This window comes from Metallibacterium scheffleri (assembly GCF_002077135.1).
GTDB lineage: Bacteria > Pseudomonadota > Gammaproteobacteria > Xanthomonadales > Rhodanobacteraceae > Metallibacterium > Metallibacterium scheffleri.
Genome location: NZ_LDOS01000002.1, coordinates 1,876,066 through 1,895,243, shown reverse-complemented (window position 1 = coordinate 1,895,243; position 19,178 = coordinate 1,876,066). Strand labels below are relative to the sequence as shown.

The 19,178-nt window shown below is 65.5% G+C and carries 14 protein-coding genes; 1 reads left to right on the top strand and 13 read right to left on the bottom strand.

Annotated features, from left to right (window positions below; translation table 11 throughout):
- Positions 1-13 precede the first annotated feature (13 nt).
- The 8 genes from Mschef_RS14015 to Mschef_RS13975 form a co-directional block, all read right to left on the bottom strand.
- A complete protein-coding gene (locus Mschef_RS14015; protein ID WP_081129575.1) occupies positions 14-2,392 on the bottom strand; it encodes a phosphoketolase family protein in 2,379 nt (792 codons plus the stop codon).
- Between the two features lie 224 nt (positions 2,393-2,616).
- Positions 2,617-4,266, bottom strand: a complete 1,650-nt coding sequence (pgm, locus tag Mschef_RS14010; protein ID WP_081129571.1) for a phosphoglucomutase (alpha-D-glucose-1,6-bisphosphate-dependent) — start codon at positions 4,264-4,266, stop codon at positions 2,617-2,619.
- A 145-nt stretch (positions 4,267-4,411) separates the two neighbouring features.
- On the bottom strand, positions 4,412-5,152 hold the full coding sequence (locus tag Mschef_RS14005; RefSeq protein ID WP_242426527.1) for an HAD family hydrolase: 741 nt from the start codon (positions 5,150-5,152) through the stop codon (positions 4,412-4,414).
- Positions 5,149-5,361, bottom strand: a complete 213-nt coding sequence (locus Mschef_RS14000; RefSeq protein ID WP_081129567.1) for a hypothetical protein — start codon at positions 5,359-5,361, stop codon at positions 5,149-5,151. Before Mschef_RS14000 ends, Mschef_RS14005 begins: the two co-directional genes overlap by 4 nt.
- A gap of 128 nt (positions 5,362-5,489) precedes the next feature.
- The gene (locus Mschef_RS13995; RefSeq protein ID WP_242426526.1) at positions 5,490-14,105 is read right to left on the bottom strand and encodes a GH36-type glycosyl hydrolase domain-containing protein; all 8,616 of its coding nucleotides are present in this window, start codon (positions 14,103-14,105) and stop codon (positions 5,490-5,492) included.
- Positions 14,106-14,460: 355 nt separating this feature from the next.
- The gene (locus Mschef_RS13985) at positions 14,461-14,997 is read right to left on the bottom strand and encodes a hypothetical protein (protein ID WP_136256200.1); all 537 of its coding nucleotides are present in this window, start codon (positions 14,995-14,997) and stop codon (positions 14,461-14,463) included.
- 106 nt (positions 14,998-15,103) lie between these two features.
- The gene (locus Mschef_RS13980; protein WP_081129555.1) at positions 15,104-15,559 is read right to left on the bottom strand and encodes a hypothetical protein; all 456 of its coding nucleotides are present in this window, start codon (positions 15,557-15,559) and stop codon (positions 15,104-15,106) included.
- A 119-nt stretch (positions 15,560-15,678) separates the two neighbouring features.
- On the bottom strand, positions 15,679-15,867 hold the full coding sequence (locus Mschef_RS13975) for a hypothetical protein (RefSeq protein WP_081129551.1): 189 nt from the start codon (positions 15,865-15,867) through the stop codon (positions 15,679-15,681).
- Positions 15,868-16,092: 225 nt separating this feature from the next.
- Here Mschef_RS13975 and Mschef_RS13970 point away from each other — a divergent pair, with 225 nt between their 5' ends.
- Positions 16,093-17,196: a Crp/Fnr family transcriptional regulator gene (locus Mschef_RS13970; RefSeq protein ID WP_242426525.1), complete on the top strand. Its 1,104-nt coding sequence runs from the start codon at positions 16,093-16,095 to the stop codon at positions 17,194-17,196.
- Between the two features lie 78 nt (positions 17,197-17,274).
- Here the strand turns inward: Mschef_RS13970 and Mschef_RS13965 are convergent, their stop codons facing one another.
- From Mschef_RS13965 to Mschef_RS13945, 5 genes are all read right to left on the bottom strand, one after another.
- Positions 17,275-17,430, bottom strand: coding sequence for a DUF3309 family protein (locus tag Mschef_RS13965; RefSeq protein ID WP_081129542.1), 156 nt, complete (start codon positions 17,428-17,430; stop codon positions 17,275-17,277).
- Between the two features lie 99 nt (positions 17,431-17,529).
- Positions 17,530-17,682, bottom strand: coding sequence for a DUF3096 domain-containing protein (locus Mschef_RS13960; RefSeq protein WP_081129538.1), 153 nt, complete (start codon positions 17,680-17,682; stop codon positions 17,530-17,532).
- A gap of 66 nt (positions 17,683-17,748) precedes the next feature.
- The gene (locus Mschef_RS13955) at positions 17,749-17,958 is read right to left on the bottom strand and encodes a CsbD family protein (protein WP_081129533.1); all 210 of its coding nucleotides are present in this window, start codon (positions 17,956-17,958) and stop codon (positions 17,749-17,751) included.
- Between the two features lie 108 nt (positions 17,959-18,066).
- Positions 18,067-18,231, bottom strand: a complete 165-nt coding sequence (locus Mschef_RS13950) for a DUF1328 domain-containing protein (RefSeq protein ID WP_081129529.1) — start codon at positions 18,229-18,231, stop codon at positions 18,067-18,069.
- A 330-nt stretch (positions 18,232-18,561) separates the two neighbouring features.
- Positions 18,562-19,044: a GNAT family N-acetyltransferase gene (locus Mschef_RS13945; protein ID WP_081129524.1), complete on the bottom strand. Its 483-nt coding sequence runs from the start codon at positions 19,042-19,044 to the stop codon at positions 18,562-18,564.
- Positions 19,045-19,178 lie beyond the last annotated feature (134 nt).

Sequence of the window (19,178 nt, the reverse complement as noted above, 5' to 3'; positions counted from 1 at the left end):
ACCACCGGCGCGTTCATTGCGGATGGGTCCATGTCCAGTTGCGGATTTCGGGCATGTCCTGGCCATGCTGGTCGATGTAGCGTTTGTGCTCGATCAGCTTGTCCGCGAGTTGCTGCTTCAGGTACACGCCTTGGTCGCCGGTCTGCGGCAGGCGCTCGATCACGTCCATCACCAGATGGAAACGGTCCAGATCGTTCAGCACCGTCATGTCGAATGGCGTGGTGATGGTGCCTTCTTCCTTGTAGCCACGGACGTGGATGTTGTGGTGGTTGGTGCGGCGATAGGTCAGCCGGTGAATCAGCCACGGGTAGGCGTGGAAGGCGAAGATGACCGGCTTGTCCGCGGTGAACAGCGCGTCGAAATCGATGTCGCTCAAACCATGCGGGTGCTCGCTTTGCGGTTGCAGGCGCATCAGGTCGACCACGTTGACCACGCGGATCTTCAGCGCGGGCAGGTGCTCGCGCAGGATCGATACGGCGGCCAGGGTTTCCTGCGTGGGCACATCGCCGCAGCAGGCCATCACCACGTCCGGCGCGGCCCCCTGCTGATCGTTGCTGGCCCATTGCCAGATGCCGATACCCTCGGCGCAATGCTTGACCGCGGCGTCCATGTCCAGCCACTGCGGCGCCGGGTGCTTGCCCGCGACGATCACGTTGACGTAGTGGCGGCTGCGCAGGCAGTGATCCATCACCGACAGCAGGCAGTTGGCGTCCGGCGGGAAGTAAACGCGCACGACGCCGGCTTTCTTGTTCATCACCACATCGATGAAACCTGGATCCTGGTGCGTGAAGCCGTTGTGGTCCTGCTGCCAGACATGCGAGGCCAGCAGGTAATTGAGCGAGGCGATCTTGCGTCGCCAGGGCAGGCGCGAGGTGACTTGCAGCCACTTGGCGTGCTGGTTGAACATCGAATCGACGATGTGGATGAACGCCTCGTAGCAATTGAACAGGCCGTGGCGGCCGGTCAGCAGGTAACCCTCCAGCCAACCCTCGCACTGGTGTTCGCTGAGCATCGAGTCAAGCACGCGTCCACTGGAGGCCAGCCATTGATCGTTCGGCACGGTGATGGCATCCCACTGGCGCGTGGTGACCTCGAACAGAGACTCCAGCCCGTTGGACAGGGTTTCGTCCGGGCCGAATACGCGGAAATTGCGCTGCGCGCCATTGCGCAGCGCCACGTCGCGCAGGAAAGGGCCGAGCACGTGGGTATCGCCGATGCCGGGTACGCCGGGCTGCGCTACGGCGCAGGCGTAGTCGCGGAAATCGGGCATGCGCAGGTCACGCAGCAGCATGCCGCCGTTGGCATGCGGATTGGCGCCCATGCGTCGCGTGCCCTCGGGCGCCAGTTCGGCCAGCTCCGGGCGCAACCGGCCGTGCGCGTCGAACAGTTCCTCGGGGCGATAGCTGCGCAGCCAAGCTTCGAGCTGCTGCAGGTGTTCGGGCGGCGTCGTGGCCGATATCGCGATCGGTACCTGGTGCGCGCGGAAGGTGCCTTCCACCGGCAGGCCATCGACCATCTTCGGTCCGGTCCAGCCCTTGGGTGACCTGAGCACGATCATTGGCCAGCGCGCGCGCATGAAATTGCCGTCCTCGCGGGCGTCGCGCTGGATCGCCCTGATCTGCCCCAGCGCCGTGTCCAGCGCGGTCGCCATCGCCTCGTGCATCAGCGCCGGCTCGTCACCCTCGACAAAGATCGGCGTCCAGCCGTAGCCGCGCAGCAACTGCTCCAGTTCCTCGTGGCTGATGCGCGCGAGCACGGTCGGGTTGGAAATCTTGTAGCCGTTCAGATGCAGGATCGGCAACACCGCGCCATCGGTCGCCGCATCGAGAAACTTGTTGGAGTGCCACGCCGTGGCCAGCGGTCCGGTTTCGGCCTCGCCATCGCCAATGACGCAGGCGACGATCAGGCCGGGGTTGTCGAACACCGCGCCGAACGAGTGGCTGAGCGAGTAGCCCAGTTCGCCGCCTTCGTGGATCGAGCCGGGGCACTCCGGCGAGGCGTGGCTGGGTATGCCACCTGGAAACGAAAACTGCTTGAACAGCTTTTGCAGCCCGGCTTCGTCCTGGCTGATGTCGGGATAGATCTCGCTGTAGGTGCCTTCCAGATAGGTGTTGCCGACCACCGCCGGGCCGCCGTGGCCGGGGCCGGAGACGTAGATCATGTCGAGGTCGTACTGCTTGATGAGCCGGTTCAGATGCACGTAGATGAAGTTCTGTCCCGGCGTCGTGCCCCAGTGGCCGAGCAGCATGTGCTTCACGTCCGCCAGCGCCAGCGGCCGCTTCAGCAGCGGGTTGTCGCACAGGAAAATCTGGCCGACCGCGAGGTAATTGGCGGCACGCCAGTAGGCGTCCATGCGCTGCAGCAAATCGGTCGAGAGTGTGGGTGTTTGCATGGATCGGATTCCCGGCAACTGAAATGGATGGCATGGGCGACACGCGGCGTGAGCGACGGTTGGCGTCACTGCGGGTGTCGGTCGTCGATACGTACCCGGCATTGAATGCGCTCGGCCACATGGACATGCCGCGAATTCCATGCGCCACGCAACACGGCACAGTTAGAACCGCGAATGGCAAGCGCAGCCTGCATTGTGCCGAGAAACGCCGCGTCGTCTGTGCGCTAGCGTGCGCTCAGCGCGGCGTCGACGATGGTTTGCGCTTCCTGCAGGATCGCCTGCAGGTGCGCCTGGTCCCTGAAACTCTCGGCGTAGATCTTGTAGATGTCTTCGGTGCCGGATGGGCGCGCGGCGAACCAGCCGCTGGCGGTGGATACCTTGATGCCGCCGATCGCGGCGTTGTTGCCCGGTGCATGATCGAGCACGTCGATGACCTTCTCGCCGGCCAACCGGGTGCTCTGCACTTGCTTTGGCGACAGCTTCGCCAGCCGTGACTTCTGCTGCGCGCTCGCCGGTGCCTCGACGCGGTCGGCCAGCGGTTCGCCCAGCTCGCCGACGAGGGTGCGATACAGCTCGGCGGGATCGCGGCCGCTGCGCGCGGTGATCTCCGCCGACAGCAGTGCCGGGACGATGCCGTCCTTGTCGGTGGTCCACACCGTTCCGTCCCGGCGCAGGAACGAGGCGCCGGCGCTTTCCTCGCCACCGAAACCGAGGCTGCCGTCGAACAGGCCGTCGACGAACCATTTGAAGCCGACCGGCACCTCGTAGAGGTTGCGCCCCAGCCGCTGCGCCACGCGGTCGATCAGCGCCGTGCTGACCACGGTCTTGCCGATCGCGGCGGTGCTGCTCCACTGCGGCCGCTGCCGGAACAGATAGTCGATCAGCACCGCGAAGTAATGGTTCGGTGCCAGCAAGCCGGCACGGGTCACGATGCCGTGACGATCGTGGTCGGTGTCGCAGGCGAAGGCCACGTCGTAGTGATCCTTCAGGCCGATCAGCCGCTGCATCGCATACGACGACGACGGATCCATGCGGATCTTGCCATCCCAGTCCAGCGTCATGAAACGGAAGGTCGGATCGACCTCCGTGCTGACCACGGTGAGGTCGAGTTGGTAACGCTGCGCGATCGGTGCCCAGTAGTGCACGCCGGCGCCACCCAGCGGATCGACGCCCATGTGGATGCCGGCGCCGCGGATCGCGTCGAAGTCGATCATGTGCCCGAGATCGCTCACGTAGGCACCGAGAAAATCGTGCTCGCGCGTCGTGTCGGCGCGCCGCGCCTGCGCGAATGGCATGCGGCGCACCGTCTTGAGTCCGTCCCTGAGCAACGCATTGGCGCGGTCCTGGATGACGCCGGTGATGACGGTATCAGCCGGGCCGCCGTTGGGCGGGTTGTACTTGAAACCGCCGTTGTCAGGTGGATTGTGCGAGGGCGTGATGACGATGCCATCGGCCAGCCCCGCGCTGCGGCCGCGGTTATAGGCCAGGATCGCATGCGAGATCACCGGCGTCGGGGTGAATTCGCCGCCCCTGGCGATCAGCGTCGCCACGCCGTTGGCGGCCAGCACCTCGAGCGCGCTCTCGAACGCCGGCTGCGACAGCGCATGCGTATCCAATCCGATGTACAGCGGGCCATCGATACCCTGGTTCTTGCGGTAGTCGCAGATCGCCTGGCTGATCGCCAGCACATGCCACTCATTGAAGCTGCGCGCGAACGAGTTACCGCGGTGTCCGGACGTGCCGAAGGCGACGCGCTGCGCCGGCAGCGCGGGATCGGGACGCAGATCGGCATAGGCGGCGAGCAGCTTCGGCACATCGACCAGCAGCGACTGCGGCGCGGGCTTGCCCGCCAGCGGACTGATCATCGTGCTCATGCGCGAGTCTCCTGCAGTGGGCGATCGCGCCGGATCAGCGCATGAGTGCAGCAATGGCGACGCAGGCAGCCGCTGCCGCGCACCATGCAGGTGCCATTGCGCAGCCAGGAACGCTGGCCGATTTCGTGCGGTGTCCGGTTCGGATTCATGTGGGCTCCGCTGACGATCCCCGCGTCGTCGCCGCTAGCGCCGCAGCCGCCACCGCTCTCTTCCGGAGGCCATGCAAGTCGCGCAACGCGAGTTCACACAGATCACCGATGCGTTCGATGATCACATCGGGCGCAGGGTCGATCACGGCACGCTGCAAAGCATCGGCGTAGTGGCCTTGGCGCACGAAAAGGGTGGTCAGGCGATCGCCCAGGACGCGTTTCGCCGCAGCCAGCAACTGCGGTTTATCGTCGACCATTACGTAGTGCGCAGCGGGGAAACGCTGCTGGATCGCCTCGAGCATGCGTTCCTTGTGCACATACACCAGCACCCGGCCAGCGACCGCGTCCCACAGCCCGGAGCGCTGAATCTTGCGCGGCTGGAACACGATGTCGCCATCCGAAAGAATCACCGCCGTGCCCAGCGTGCGCAGATGTTCGATCGCCGCCAATGCGCGCGGATACAGGCGCTCGCGGAAGGGGTAGTCCAGCAGGAAAGCCGAGATCTGCAGCAGCGCCGGCTCGTCAGCGCTGGTGGCGCGGAAATCCTGCAAGGCGCCCAGATAATCGGCATAGCCATGCTGCTCGCGCAGGCCGGCATAGATCGACCAGTAGCGTTCGCGCCCGGCCTTGCCGAAGTCATGCTCGAGCCGCGCCGTGAGTTCGGCGGCGAAGCGATCGTTGTCGAGCAGGGTGTTGTCGACATCGAGCAGAACCACGACGGGGTCGGTTGCGTTCATGCCCGGGCCCGCTCCGGCATCGGGTTGTGCCAGCCGCCGCGCCGGTAGAGAACAGCGCGGGGATGGGTCGCGAGTACGGGACCGACCACCGTCCAGGCGGCGTCGACCGCGTCCTCACGGGTGAACAGCGCGCCGTCGCCCACCATGGCATCGCCGGAACGCCGCTTGCAGGGCGAATCTTCATCCGCTTGTGCGTGGATCATGGTCATGATGTTGCGCTCCTGCGTTGCCGAAAAGTGCGTGTTTCATCTCGATGCCGAACGTGAGGCTGATCAGCAAGGACGGCACCCTGACCGCGCGCGGATATCCCGGCTGGATAGACGTCATGGACCGGATCCTAAATTGCGCGTCGTTGACGGATCTCGACCCGATGTTCCAGGCCATCGTCATGCAGCACAATGCTCGATGATTCCTGAATCACGCCATCCAGGCGCAACTCGTCGCTGTCGCCAGCGCCCGCCTGCAATACGGTGATGTGGTAGCGGGTGCCGCGATAACGGTAATCCAGCTCGAAGAAATGCCAGTCGGCGGGCATGACCGGGACGATGCGCAGGCGCGCACCCTCGCGGCGCAGACCCAGCAGTGATTCCACGATCAGGCGGTACATCCAGCCGGCCGAGCCGGTGTACCAGCTCCAGCCGCCGCGCCCGACATGAGCTGGAGCGGCGTACACGTCAGCGGTCATGACATAGGGCTCGACCTTGTAGCGCTCGATGTCGGCAGCGCTGCGAGCGTGCTGGACCGGGTTGAGCATGCCCAGCAGTTCCCAGGCGCGCGCGGCGTCGCCGAGTTCCGCGAAGGCCATGGCCGCCCAGACCGCGGCATGCGTGTACTGGCCGCCGTTCTCGCGCACGCCGGGCACATAGCCCTTGATGTAGCCGGGGTCGAGCGGGGTGTTTTCGAACGGCGGGTCGAGCAATTGCACCAGCCCGGCATCGCGGCGCACCAGACGCTGGTCGAGCGCGTCCATCGCCTGCCGCTGGCGGTCTGCGTCGGCGGCGCCGGACAGCACGGCCCAGCTCTGCGCGATGGCGTCGATCTGGCATTCCGCGCCGCCCGCCGTGCCCAGCGGCGTGCCGTCATCGAAGTAGGCGCGGCGGTACCAGGCGCCATCCCAGCCATGCTGGTCGAGGTTGCTGCGCAGCGCGGCAGCCGTGGCCGTGCAGCGCGCGGCGAACGCGGCGTCGCCCCGCGCCTGCGCCAGTGGCACGAAGCGCAGCAATACGTCGTGCAGGAAAAAACCGAGCCAGACGCTTTCGCCACGGCCCTGCTCGCCGACGCGGTTCATGCCGTCGTTCCAGTCGCCCGTGCCCATCAGCGGCAGACCATGCGCGCCGCGCGGCATGCTGTGCTCGATGGCGCGCACGCAATGCTGGTACAGCGACTCACGTCGCTCCGAACGCGTGGGGCGGTCGTAATAGGCTTCTTCGTCGAGGTTGACGGCACGGCCTTCCAGATAAGGCGCGATCTCGTCGAGCACGCCGTGGTCGCCGGTGATCTGCACGTAGCGGCTGACGCATAGCGGCAGCCACAGGTAATCGTCGGAGCAGCGCGTGCGCACGCCGCGGTCCAGCGGCGGATGCCACCAGTGCTGCACGTCGCCTTGGCTGAACTGGTGCGCCGCGCACAGCAGCAGATGCTGGCGCACCGCATCGGGCTGGGCGTGGATCATCGCCATGGCGTCTTGCAACTGGTCGCGGAAGCCGATGGCGCCGCCCGACTGGTAGTAGCCGCTGCGCGCGAGAAAGCGGCAGGCGATCACCTGGTACAGCAGCCAGCCGTTGACCAGCACGTCGAGCGCCGGGTCGGGCGTGCGCACCTGCACCGCGCCCAGCGTGCTGCGCCAGTGCTCGCGTACGGCGTCGAGCGTGGTGGCCGCCGTGCCCAGTCCGCGACAGCGCTGCACCAGCGCGCTGGCGGCCTTGGGGCTCTCGGCCACGCCCAAGCGGAAGATGATTTCACGCGTGTCGCCCGCGCCCAGATCGAAGGGAATCTGGATGGCCGCGCATGGGTCCAGCGCCGCGCCGACTTGCCCGGATAACCGCGCGTTGCGCAGCGCCGCCGGGTCGCGCAGGGCGCCATTGCGGCCGATGAATTCACTGCGGTCGCCGGTCACGCTGCGCGCCGGGTTGTCGACATCGAAAAACGCCACACGACCGGCGAATTCGGTGTTGTAGGCATTGCGCGCGAACAAGGCACCGGTCACCGGGTCGGACTCGGTGACCACATGCATGGCGGTTTTCTCGCGCAGATCTCCGAGCACCCATTCGACATAGCCGGTCGCCGACAGGCGGCGCGCGCGTCCGGAGACATTGCGCACCTTCAGCACCGAGAACTTCACCGCCGCGTCCAGCGCCACATACACCCACAACTCGGTGCGGATGCCGTCTTCGCTGTGCTCGAACACGCTGTAGCCGAAGCCGTGGCGGGTGCGATATGCGCCTTCGCCACGCCGGGGCAGCGGCGTGGGCGACCAGGAATGGCCACTCTCTTCGTCGCGCACATACAGGGCTTCGCCGCTGGCGTCGGTCACCGGGTCGTTGTGCCATGGCGTGAGGCGGAATTCGTGCGCGTTCTCGCCCCAGGTGTAGGCGCCGCCGCTCTCCGAGATCACCGTGCCGAACTGCGCATTGGCCAGCACGTTGGCCCACGGCGCGGGGGTGTTCTGTCCCGCCGCCAGGTCGATCACATATTCGCGGCCATCGACGCTGAAGCCGCCGCAGGGATTGTCCAGCAACAGCGCATCGGCAGGTGCGGCCGCGGTGACCGGTGTGTCGCCCGGGTGATTGGATTCCAGCGGTCGCGTGCGTGCCGGCAGCAAGGTCTCGGGCTGCTTTTGCAGGCGCCGGCGCCCGACCTGTTCGGCCAGCGTGCCGCGGCTGTCGCTCAGCACCACGCGCGCAGCGGACTGCACCAGGATGCGGTCTTCGTTGGAAATCTGCTGCGCCGGGCGCACGAAAATGCCACCGGGACGGTCGACCAGGCTGGCTTCCACACCGGAAGAAATCAGCCCCATGATCTGGTCCTGCAATTGCTGCCGGTAGCCGGCGTGGTCCTCGTTCCAGATCACCAGATCCACCGCCAGGCCTTTGAGCCGCCAGTAGGCATGCGCCTGCACCAGTTGCCGCACCAGTTCGATATTCGCCGGGTCGGCGATGTGCAGCAGCACGATGGGCAGGTCGCCGGAAATGGCCTGCCCCCACAAACCCGACTGACCGCGCCGATTGGCGCGCAGGATGCCGGCCTCGGCGCGCAGTGACGCGTTGGCATACAGCAGGCCGGCGGCCATTTCTTCGTACAACTGTGCATCCACCTGGCTGGTGTTGAGCTGGCGCAGCATCACCTGGCTATGCGTCCAGGCCAGATCGAACACGCGGTCGGCCAGATGCCGGTCGCGGTATTTTTCGATCAGGTGCAGACAGGCGTCGCGGCTATCACCCACACCGGTGACCAGATCGACCAGCGCCGATTGCTCGGGTTCGAGGGTGATGCGGCAGCGGATGGCGACGATCGGGTCGAGCACCGACCCTGCGCTGTTGGATAGCGCGCGCGCAGGCTGGTTCGCGCTGTCCATCGCCAGCGGATCGGCCGCGCTGCGGCCTCGGCCGATGAAGCGGGCGCGGTCGGTCTCGTACGAAATTTCGTCGATGTGGGCATCGTGCACGGCCAGCAGATGACACATCCACGGCACTCGTTCGCTGCTGGAGCGCGGGCGCCGGGTGCAGACGATGGCCTGCAGCGCTCGCACCAATTCGGTCTGCACGAACAGCTTGCTGAAGGCCGGGTGCATGGCATCGGCCAGCGCCGGCGCCAGCACCACCTCGGCATAGCTGGTGATCTCGATGCTGCGTCGGGTGCGGCTGCGGTTGGTCACGCGCAAGCGTCGCAGCTCGATATCGTCCTCGGGTGAGACGACGATTTCGGTGTGCGTATCGAAATCCTGCGTGCGCGTGCGGAACTCGGCGCGGGCGTCGGAAAAGATCGCCTCGTAGGATTTGAGTGCCGCGCGCGCAGGCTGATGCGCACTGGACCAGAACACACCGCTGCTGGCATCGCGCAAATAGCAAAACGCGCCGGCGTCGTCGCGGCTGATGTCTTCGCGCCAGCGCGTCACCGCCATGTCGCGATGGCGGCTGTAGCCTCCACCCGCGCTGCTGACCATCACGTGATAACGCCCGTTCGACAGCAGTTGCACGGCGGGCCGTGCGCGGTCCGGGTCGGTGAATACGCGCAGGCTGGTTTCCGCTGTGCGCGCCAGCACCTGCGGCGCCAGTGCAGCGGAGGTATGACGGTACTCTGCGGCGGTTTTGGGCACGCGTTCCTGCAGCAGCAGCAAGGTGGCGCGCAGGCTGGGGTCGGACTCGAAGCGGCGCTGCATCGGACGCTGCTGCAGCAGATGATCGAGCGCCAGCAAACTCATGCCTTGGTGATGCGCCATGAACGAGCGCACGATCGCCGCGCCTTGCCCGCGCGGCAGGCGCGCCGGGGTGTAGTCCACCGCCTCGTACAGGCCATAGCGGCCTTCCACGCCCGCGTCAGCCAGACGTTGCAGGTTGGCGCAGGCGGCGGCGGGCGCCACCATCAACGCCAGCGCCGAGGCATAGGGCGCCACCACCAGCTCCTCGCTCAGGCCGCGTTTCAGGCCCAGTCCGGGTACGCCGAAGGCGCGGTACTGATAGTTGAACTGCGTGTCTTGAGTGTTGTAACCGGACTCGGAAACGCCCCACGGCAGGCCCAACTGCTGGCCGTATTCGATCTGCCGCGCCACCGCCGCGCGACAGGTCTGGTCGAGCAGGGTGCCGGCGTAGTTCGGCATCACCAGCAGGGGCATCAGATACTCGAACATCGAGCCGGACCACGACAACAGCACCGGCTCGCCACTGCTGCTGGTGAGCAGACGGCCAAGCGCGAACCAGCTGTCCTGCGGCAACTGTTCCTGCGCGATGGCGACGAAGTTGGTGAGCCGGGCCTCCGAGGCCAGCAGGTCGTAGAACCCTGCGTCGAGCCGACGCTCATCGACGTTGTAGCCAATCGACAGCAGGTCGCGCTGGCTGTCGTAGAGAAAGCCGTAGTCCATCAGTGCCAGTGCGCCGGCCTGTTGCGCCAGTCGCTCGATGGTCTGCAGCAGGTCTGCAGCGTGTTGTTGCATGGCGTGCTGCGTGTCGCCGTGTCGGGCCGCGCTGCCGTCGTGCGTCAACTGGCGCAGGGTAGGCATGGCCTGCTGTTCGCCGTGTTCAACGGATGGCGTCCATGCCGCGAACGGCTGCAGCGTGGCGCTGGCATCGCGGCATTGCGCGCGCAGCGCCTGCAGCCAGAAGGCGACATCGCCGAGGGTGGTGGCGTCGGCGGCTTCCGACGCATCGGGCGTGGCCGGTTCGGTGTCGAGCGCGAGCGCATCCGCGTCGGCCAGCAAGCCTTGCAGGCAAGCCGCGGCAGCCGCCAGCGTGAGCGGCGGGTTGGCCTGCGCCGCAGCGAGTGCCTGGCGCAAGATCGCCAGGGCGGCGGTGCTGTCATCGCGGGCCTGCAAGGCTTCGTGCAGCAACTCCATGGTGTCGGCCAGGCCTTGCAGCAGGCGCGCATCGAACAGCGGATCATCCGCCAGCGCCAGCAGGCCTGGGCGCAAGGTCAGCAGGTGTCCGGCCAGATTGCCGCTGTCCACCGCCGAGATATAGCGCGGCGCCAGCGGCTGCAGGGTGAGGGTGTCGTACCAGTTGTAGAAATGCCCGCGATAGCGCGGCAGCCCCTGCATGGTCTGCAGGGTTTGCGCCGTGCGCTGCAACAGCCGACCGATGCCGAGGTAGCCGAGGTCGTAGGCCGCCAGATTCGCCAGCAGCGCCAGTCCCATGTTGGTGGGCGAGGTGCGGTGCGCGATCACCGGCGTGGGTTGTTCCTGAAAATTGTCGGGCGGCAGGCCATGGTCCTGCGCACCGACATGGGCCTCGAAAAACGCCCAGGTCTTGCGCGCCAGGCGGCGCAGAAAGTGCAGCGCTACGGGCGTCGGCACGAACTCCTGCAGCGTCACCGGTTGGCTGATGCGCCAGGCAATGGCCGGCGCGGCCAGCCACAGCAGCAGCAAGGGCGCGGCCACCAGCAGCGCGCCCGGCCGCAACAGCAACAACGCAAGGGCCGTCAGCAGCGCCAGCGCCGGGCCGACTGCCAACGATCTGAACGAATCGGCCAGCGTGTCGCCAGCGCCGCGCTCGACTGCCTGGGACGGGTTCCACTGCAGCAAGCGGCGCCGTGTCACGGCCATGCGCCACAGCGTGCGCAGCGTGGCGTCGAGGCTGTAGAGCGCCTCGTGTGGCAACCACGTCAGGGTCAGCAGCAAGCGGCTGGCCTGCTCGCCACTGCTGCGCAGGGCCGCGCGCAGGTGCTGGCCGAGCAGTACATCGTGCGGTTTTTGAAACAAGTCGAGCTGCACGGCCAGCAGCGGCGGCACGAAGATCACGGCGAGCACGGCCACTGTCCACATCGCCACGTGCTTCATGGCAAACCAGCCGAGCAGCAACAGGACCAGCAGCGCGGCGGGCACCAGACTGCGGCGCAGATTGTCCAGAATCTTCCAGCGTGACAGCGCCGACAGGGGGTTGCGCACGCGCTGGCCATCCGGCGTGCGTACCCAGGGCAGCAGCCACGGCAGCAACTGCCAGTCGCCGCGAATCCAGCGATGGCGGCGGTTCACGTCGTTGGTGTAGCGCGATGGATAGTCTTCGTACAACTGCACGTCGCTGATCAGGCCCGAGCGTGCGAAGCAACCCTCCACCAGATCGTGGCTGAGGATGCTGTTCTCGGCGAAGCGGCCCGCGAGTACCTGCTCGAAGGCATCGACGTCGTAGATGCCCTTGCCGATGAATGAGCCTTCGCCGAACAGATCCTGATAAAGGTCCGACACCGCGCGCGTGTAGGGATCGATGCCGGCATCACTGCCGAACAATCGCGCATAAGCCGAGCGCGCCGAACTAGGCAGGCTGATGCCCACACGCGGCTGCAGAATGGCGTGACCCGCGATGACGCGTCGCGTGGCAGCGTCGATCACCGGGCGATTGAGCGGGTGCGCCATGGCGCCGACGAACTGGCGCGCGGCGTCGCGCGGCAACTGCGTGTCGGTGTCCAGGGTGATGACGTATTTGACCTCGGTCAGCACCTCGGTGCGGCCGACGATCAGCAAGAAACTTGCATGGCCGGCATCACGCAGCAGGCCGTTGAGCTCGGCCAGCTTGCCGCGCTTGCGTTCGTATCCCATCCACACCTGGTCGCGCGCGTTCCAACGCCGCGGCCGGTGCAGCAGGAAAAACCGGTCGCCCTGGGCATCGGGGTAGCGGGAGTTGAGTGCGTCGATGCGTTGCCTGGCCTGCCGCAGCAGCTCCGCATCCAGCGCCAGCACCTCGCTCTGGGCATCGGCAAAATCGCTGAGCAAGGCGAAATGCAGATACGGGTCACGGTTAGCCAGAAAGCGCACTTCCAGCGCATCACTCAATTCATCCACGTCCTGCACGCAGGTGAGCATGGCCGGGATCACCACCAGCGTGCGCACCGCGGGTGGCAGGCCCCTGGAAAAATCCATGCGTGGCAGCATGCGCGGCAACACCACGATGGACATCAGCCAGTTCACCAGACTGATGGCCAACTGGCTGCTGATCAGCACTACCGGCACCGCGATGGCGGCCCATGCCCATCCTTCGATGCCATGGCGCAGCACGGCGCGCAACAGCGGTTGTGCCAATAAGGCCAGCAGCAGCACGATCGAACCCAGGTACAGGGTCAGGGGCGCGCGCCGTGCTAGGTCGCGCAGGATTTTGAGCGCCGGTCCACGCGTGCCGACGCGCTGTTCCAGCGCCGCCAGCCCGCGGTCGACGAGGTAGTAACCGACGTGCCCTTGCGCCGCAGTCTGCGCACGACCGCCGGCCAACTCGATGGCGGCTCGCGCCACTTCGCGTTCGCTGCGTGTGCTGTGCTTCGCCAGGCTTTCGACCACATGGCGGTAGTGGTCGCGGGTGGTGAAATCCATTGCGGCATAAACCCCTGCCGGATCCTGGCGCAGCACCTGCTCGACGTGGCTCATGGACTCGACGAACGTGCGCCAGTCCATGCTCGAGAGCATGCGCAAACTGCCGATGCTGTTGCCGATGGATACCTGGTCGGCGGCCTGCTGCTGTGCTTCAAGTTGCACCAGGCGCTCGATGCCGAGCCCGGATTCGGACAGCGCCTGCTCGATCCAGGTCAGCGCCAGCGCCAGTGCCGGCCCCTGGCCTTGCAGTCGGCGCGTGAGCTCGGCAACAAAGGAACTGGCCATGGGCGGGTCCGAGCGCGCCATGTCGGCCACCGCGAGCACCACGCTCTTGGGATCGCTCTCGGCGATCGCGGTCATGCGGTCGGCCCACTGGCCGGCAAGATTACGGTCGTTCCAGTCCGCCATGACGCGCACGGCCACGCGGCGCAGGTTTTCGATCAGGCCCAGTCGCAGCATGATCGGAATTGCCCACAACTCACCCAGCTTGAGCGGCGTCACCGTCTGGTACGACGCCACGAAACGGCTCAGGCTCTCGCGGTCCACGCGGCCGTCGCCGTGGGCGATGGTTTCCAGCGCGATGTCATAGACCCGCGGCAACTTGGCCGATGGCCCGTTGAGCAGGCGCGGCAGCTCGCGGCTGTAGCCCTTGGGCAGGTCGCGTTGCGCGGTGCGGATCTGTTCCTCGATCAGGTAGCCGTTGTCGAGCAGCCACTCCGCCGCCGGCGTGATGCGCAACCCTTTGCTTACCGCGCGCGTGAGCATGACGCTGGCGTGCGCCAGCGTGATTTCGTTGTCCGCCAGCCGCGCAAGCAGGGAATTGGTCAGCGTCCGCGCGGACGCGCGATGCCGGTTGGCCAGCACCACGCCGTACAGTTCCATCTGGTCGGCGCTGAGCAGTTCGGCGCGCAGCGCGGGTTCGTGCTGGAGATTGCGACGCAGCATGGATCTGTGTCGAACGATCGCCCTGAGACGTTGCATGCCGAAGCGGGCGGGCCGTTTGCTGATTTCCAAAATCCCGGATTCCTCGATGATCGGGTGAGCCTTGGCCGATGCCGGGCGGCATCGGGCGAAGGCCTGCGTTGTATTCCGCTAGCGTACGCTCAATACCCGGTCAGGCGCTTCGACGTGGCCTCTGGCGCCACGCTGCCGGCGTGCGCCGCGCGCATCGCGCGAGCTGGGTCGTGACCCACCGGGAACACGCAGCCAACCGTTCGGATGACGCGTGCGACGCCGGGCCCGGGAATATTCACCGCCAGCGACAACCGGGCCTCCTGCGGCACGCGGTCGCCGCAGCCCATCAGCCTGGCTGCTGCATGACCCGGTCAAGTTGCGCGACCGCTGCATTCACGGCCTGATCGTGGATCGCCTGGGCGTCCTGCTCGCATGCGGTCTGCATATCGGCAGGCTGCATCGCGCACCTTTCCTGCGCGACCTTGAGGTTGCCCTCGATGCGTGCCATGGCGACGTTGTAATCGGCCTTGGCTTGCGCCTTGGCCTGGCTCACGGCCGCCTTGTTGACCGATTGGTCGGCAGCGGCAGTCGCGTTCGCGACTTTGATATTGGCATCCTGTTGCGCCGTGACCAGATTGCGGTTGGCGGCATCGACGGCAGGCTGCGCGGCCTGGCTCGCCTTGGCCACATCCGTCGCGCGATTGCGCGCGGCCTGATTCACATCACTTTGCGTCGACTTGCCACAGGCCGAAAGAGCGAACGCCAAGCCGACCACGAGTGCCCTGGTTGTGTTGTTCATGAGCGATACCCTCTGAGTAGGAGATTTCCTGCTGCCACATCGTGTGAAGCGGGCGCCGTATCGCAGCGAACCCTTGCCGCGCAATGTCGCACCGGTGCTGGTTGCATGCGGAACGCGAGACCGGGATTCGGTGTCGCGTCCGCTGCATCGCGCAAACCGATGGCGCGCGTCGCTGGGCTGCCAGGCGGCTCTATCTGGCTCTGCTGATGGTGAACTTGCCCACGCTGACGCCAAGGTCGATACCTTGGCCCGAACCCGCCAGCGCCAGCGAGACCGTGCCCTTGGTCAGGACTTGTGCGGAGCCTGATTTCACCAGGCCGGCATTGGCTTCGCCCTGTGCGTACGCGCCCAGCACGTCGTCGATGGTGTGCACATCGGTGAAGGTGCCCACGCCATTGTCGATACGTGATTTGCCGGCGGTGAGGCCGACGCCCTGTGCGGTGATCTTCACGTGCATCGATGCACCATTGGCGCATGTCACCAAGCCGGTGCCCTCCACGTGCTTGTAGATGACCGACCAACTGCTGGTCTGGAAGTGCATTTTGCAATCGAGGTTGGCTTCGGCGGCCGACGCGTATTGCGGAATCATCGTGCTGGCGGCGAATACCGTCAGCACGCCGAGCAAGGGTAGATAACGTTTGGTCATGATCTGATCTCCATGGAAGGGGGTTTTTCGCTTCGGTGTTGCGCAAGACCCGAACGAGTTCGGATCTTGCGCAGGCATGCGGGGCTTGGCGGGCTTGGCCGACAGGTTCCCGGGCCGAATTAGCGGCCCGCGGGTGGCGCCGTTTTCTCGAAGGCCTTGTGGCCATCGTGTTGCTTGCCGGCGCCGGACCTTTCGTGTTGCCCGGACTCATGCTTGTCGCGATTGCCGGGCAGCGTGGGCGCGACTTCGTGCTTCTGGTCGTGGCCCGGTTTGGACTTGCTGGGTGCGTCGCGGTTTGGATTGCTCATTGTGTCGACTCCTTCGGTGTGCCCTCCTTGCGAGGGTGGACATAGCGCACTGACCACGGCACAGCATTGGCGCTTGCGTGCGATCACCGCTCCATGGATTGAATTGGGGGCGGAGCATTGGATTGGAGATGTCGGAGCCAGCCCATCCCGGGCTCGCTCCGACGCGCCAAATCCGGCGCACTTCCCGCGTCGCTCCTGCTGTGCGGGAAGTCCGGCTGCGCATCCATGCACAGCCGCTTGGGGCTGTTGCCCCGGCTCGACAGGCTTGAACCAGCTCGTGTCCTGATTCCTTTGCTGACTCGGCCAGTGCCTTTCGCCATCACGGTGCAGAGTGCGCTTGCCTTGCAGACGCGTCTGTGCGGTGACGCACCCGGTACGCCGGGTGCGATGCGGTCCCTGGGGCCGGTCAACGGACGCGCGCCGATGACGCTTGCCATGCAGTCAAGGCCGGCCGGCGTGTTGTCGGGACACCCGGCGCGTTGTATCGGAAAGGATGGCAAGCGCGCGCTTGGCCGGCGCTGGCGGAGCACGCAGCGCTTAGCGAGATGGCTGGTGCACGCACGGGCGATTTCGCTAAAATATTCGCCGATTCAAACCAGGGAGGCGCCGATGCCAACGATATCCGAGCTGATGCAGAATCAGCTGCTCGCGGTTTTGCCTGAGCAGGAATTGGCGCGCTGGCTGACTAATATGGAGCGGGTCGAGATGGAGCTGGGTCAGGTGCTCTACGAGCCTGGCAGCAATGTCACCCATGTATATTTCCCGACGACGTCGATCGTTTCACTGCTGTATGTCATGGAAAACGGTTCATCGGCGGAGATCGCAGTGGTGGGCAACGAAGGCATCGTCGGCATCTCGTTGTTCATGGGCGGCGAGTCGACCACCAGCCGCGCTGTTGTGCAAAGCGCCGGCGTGGGGTTCCGGATCAATGCCCGCTTGCTGATGATGGAATTTACCCGCGGCGGCTCGGTGCTGCATCTGCTGTTGCGTTACACGCAGGCGCTGATCACGCAGATGGGACAGACCGCGGTGTGCAATCGCCATCATTCACTGGATCAGCAATTGTGTCGTTGGCTGCTGCTGAGTCTGGATCGCCTGCAATCCAGCGATCTGGTGATGACCCAGGAATTGATCGCCAACATGCTCGGCGTGCGTCGCGAGGGTGTCACCGAAGCCGCGGGAAAATTGCAGGAGGCCGGGCTGATCAAGTACCAGCGCGGTCACATCACAGTGCTGGATCGGGCCGGCCTGGAGCGGCGCGTATGCGAGTGCTACGCGGTGGTCAAGCATGAGTACGACCGACTCCTGCCGAAGCGGCCTGCGACCTGAGCGTGGGCACCCTTGGAAACCGCCGCGCTGAATCCCTGTGGCCACGGACAGCGCAGCGGCGGCTCAGGCAGCGGCGACTCAGATCCGGCCCATGAGCAGCAGGACGATGACGATGATCAGAACGATGCCCAAGCCGCTGCTGGGCCCATAGCCCCAGCTTCTGCTGTGCGGCCAACTCGGAATCGCACCGAGCAAAAGTACGATCAGAACGATCAGCAAGATGATGCCGAGCATGTGGTTTCTCCATGTGCAACGGGCGACGCCGTGATTACAGTGCCGCCAGGCGCGAATCGAGTGGCGAGTGCACGGCGGGATCTCCGCCGCGGGTGCAAATCAGAGGTGCAGGGCGCCGGTGCCGAAGAGTCCGATCAGTCCGATGATGATCAGATAAATCGCGACGATGTAATTCAGCAGCCGCGGCATGATCAAGATCAGCACGCCGGCGATCAGCGAGACCAGTGGCCCGATACTCAGATGCAGGTTCATGATGTTGTTGTCCTTTGTTCACGGGAAGCGGGATGCCGCCAATGCGCGGGCCGGTTGGGGCTTGCCTCAATGGGTTCGGCGCAGCGTGCGCTCGAATTCCGCGACCTGCGCGGCGGCCGCATCCTTGGCGATGCCATAGCGCTCCTGCACTTTGCCGACCAGATATTCGCGATGGCCGTCCATCTGTCCCAGATCGTCGTCGGTGAGCTTGCTCCACTGCGTCTTGAGTTGGCCGTGCAACTGCGACCACTTGCCTTTGATGATGTCGTTATTCATGCGTCTTTACCTTGAACGTGGTGGACAGGGTGCAGCGATGCCTTGCGCGCAGGCGCTGCATGAGGAAATCTGAAGAATGGGAATGGGCGAGGCGGCAACACATCGGCTTCAATGCCGGCCGCGGCGGCTGTAAACGAACGAAACCAGGAACAACACCAGAAACACGATGAACAGGATCTTGGCAATGCCGACCGCGGCGCCGGCGACACCGGTGAAGCCAAGAATCCCCGCAGCCAGCGCGATGATCAGAAATACCACTGCGTAATACAGCATGGTGATGCTCCTCGACTGTGATCACATGGTCGTCATGTGCCGGAGTTGGGCGAGACAAATCCAAGCAGCCATGCAGGCTCAAGGAAGATCGAGTCAACATGCGCAAGACAGGCGCGCAGCGGATGGGTGGTTGCGCAGTCTGTATCGGTCGACTCGCCGGACAAGCAAGACGGAACGACCTTGAATACGACTGTAAACGTCAGGCAACGGGCAGTCGGTGCGGTGACGCACACGACCTCCGCGTCTGCGCCGACGCAGATCCGCCGTGGCGTCCAGGAAAGGACGGTGAGATCCAGAGGGGCGCGCCAGTCAAAGACGCAGGTCACACCCTCAGCGCAACGGACGTACCAGTTTGAGCAGGTCGGTCTGGAAGTCGTTGCGCGTGTACAGAGCCTGTGCCCGGGTATTGCCTGGGAATACGTTGAGGGTCAGCGCGGCGGCGCCATGTTCGCGCGCCCAGTCCTCGGCCCAGGCCAGCAGGGCGCGGCCGATGCCCTGGCCTTCGCGTGCGGCGGGCACGGCGAGGTCGGAAATATGCACGGTAGGCTTGCCGCTGAGCAGGTCGCTGCTTTTTTGCAGATGCAGCAGGGCCACGGGTTCGCCATCGTTGTCTTCGGCGATGAACATGTAGCTGCCCGGGGGCTCGTCCAGCAGGTGCCGGCGCAGGTCGCCGCGCAGATGAGCCAGGGCTTCCTTGTGTTTGCGCCAAGTCGGCAGATCAAAAGACAGCAGGCGCTCGGCCAGACTCAGGATAAACGCCTCGTCGCCGGCTTCGGCGAGGCGGAAGTGCAGCTCCGGGGCGGTGTCGCTCATGCGCGGTACGCTCGAGGCGGCGGCAGGTGGGTCGCGGGAGCCAATTTAGCCTGAACGCGAGGCTGTGGAAAAGGGCCAAGTGCTTGCGCGATGCATCCTGGTTCCCGCGTGTCGCGCAAACAGCGCGCGGATAT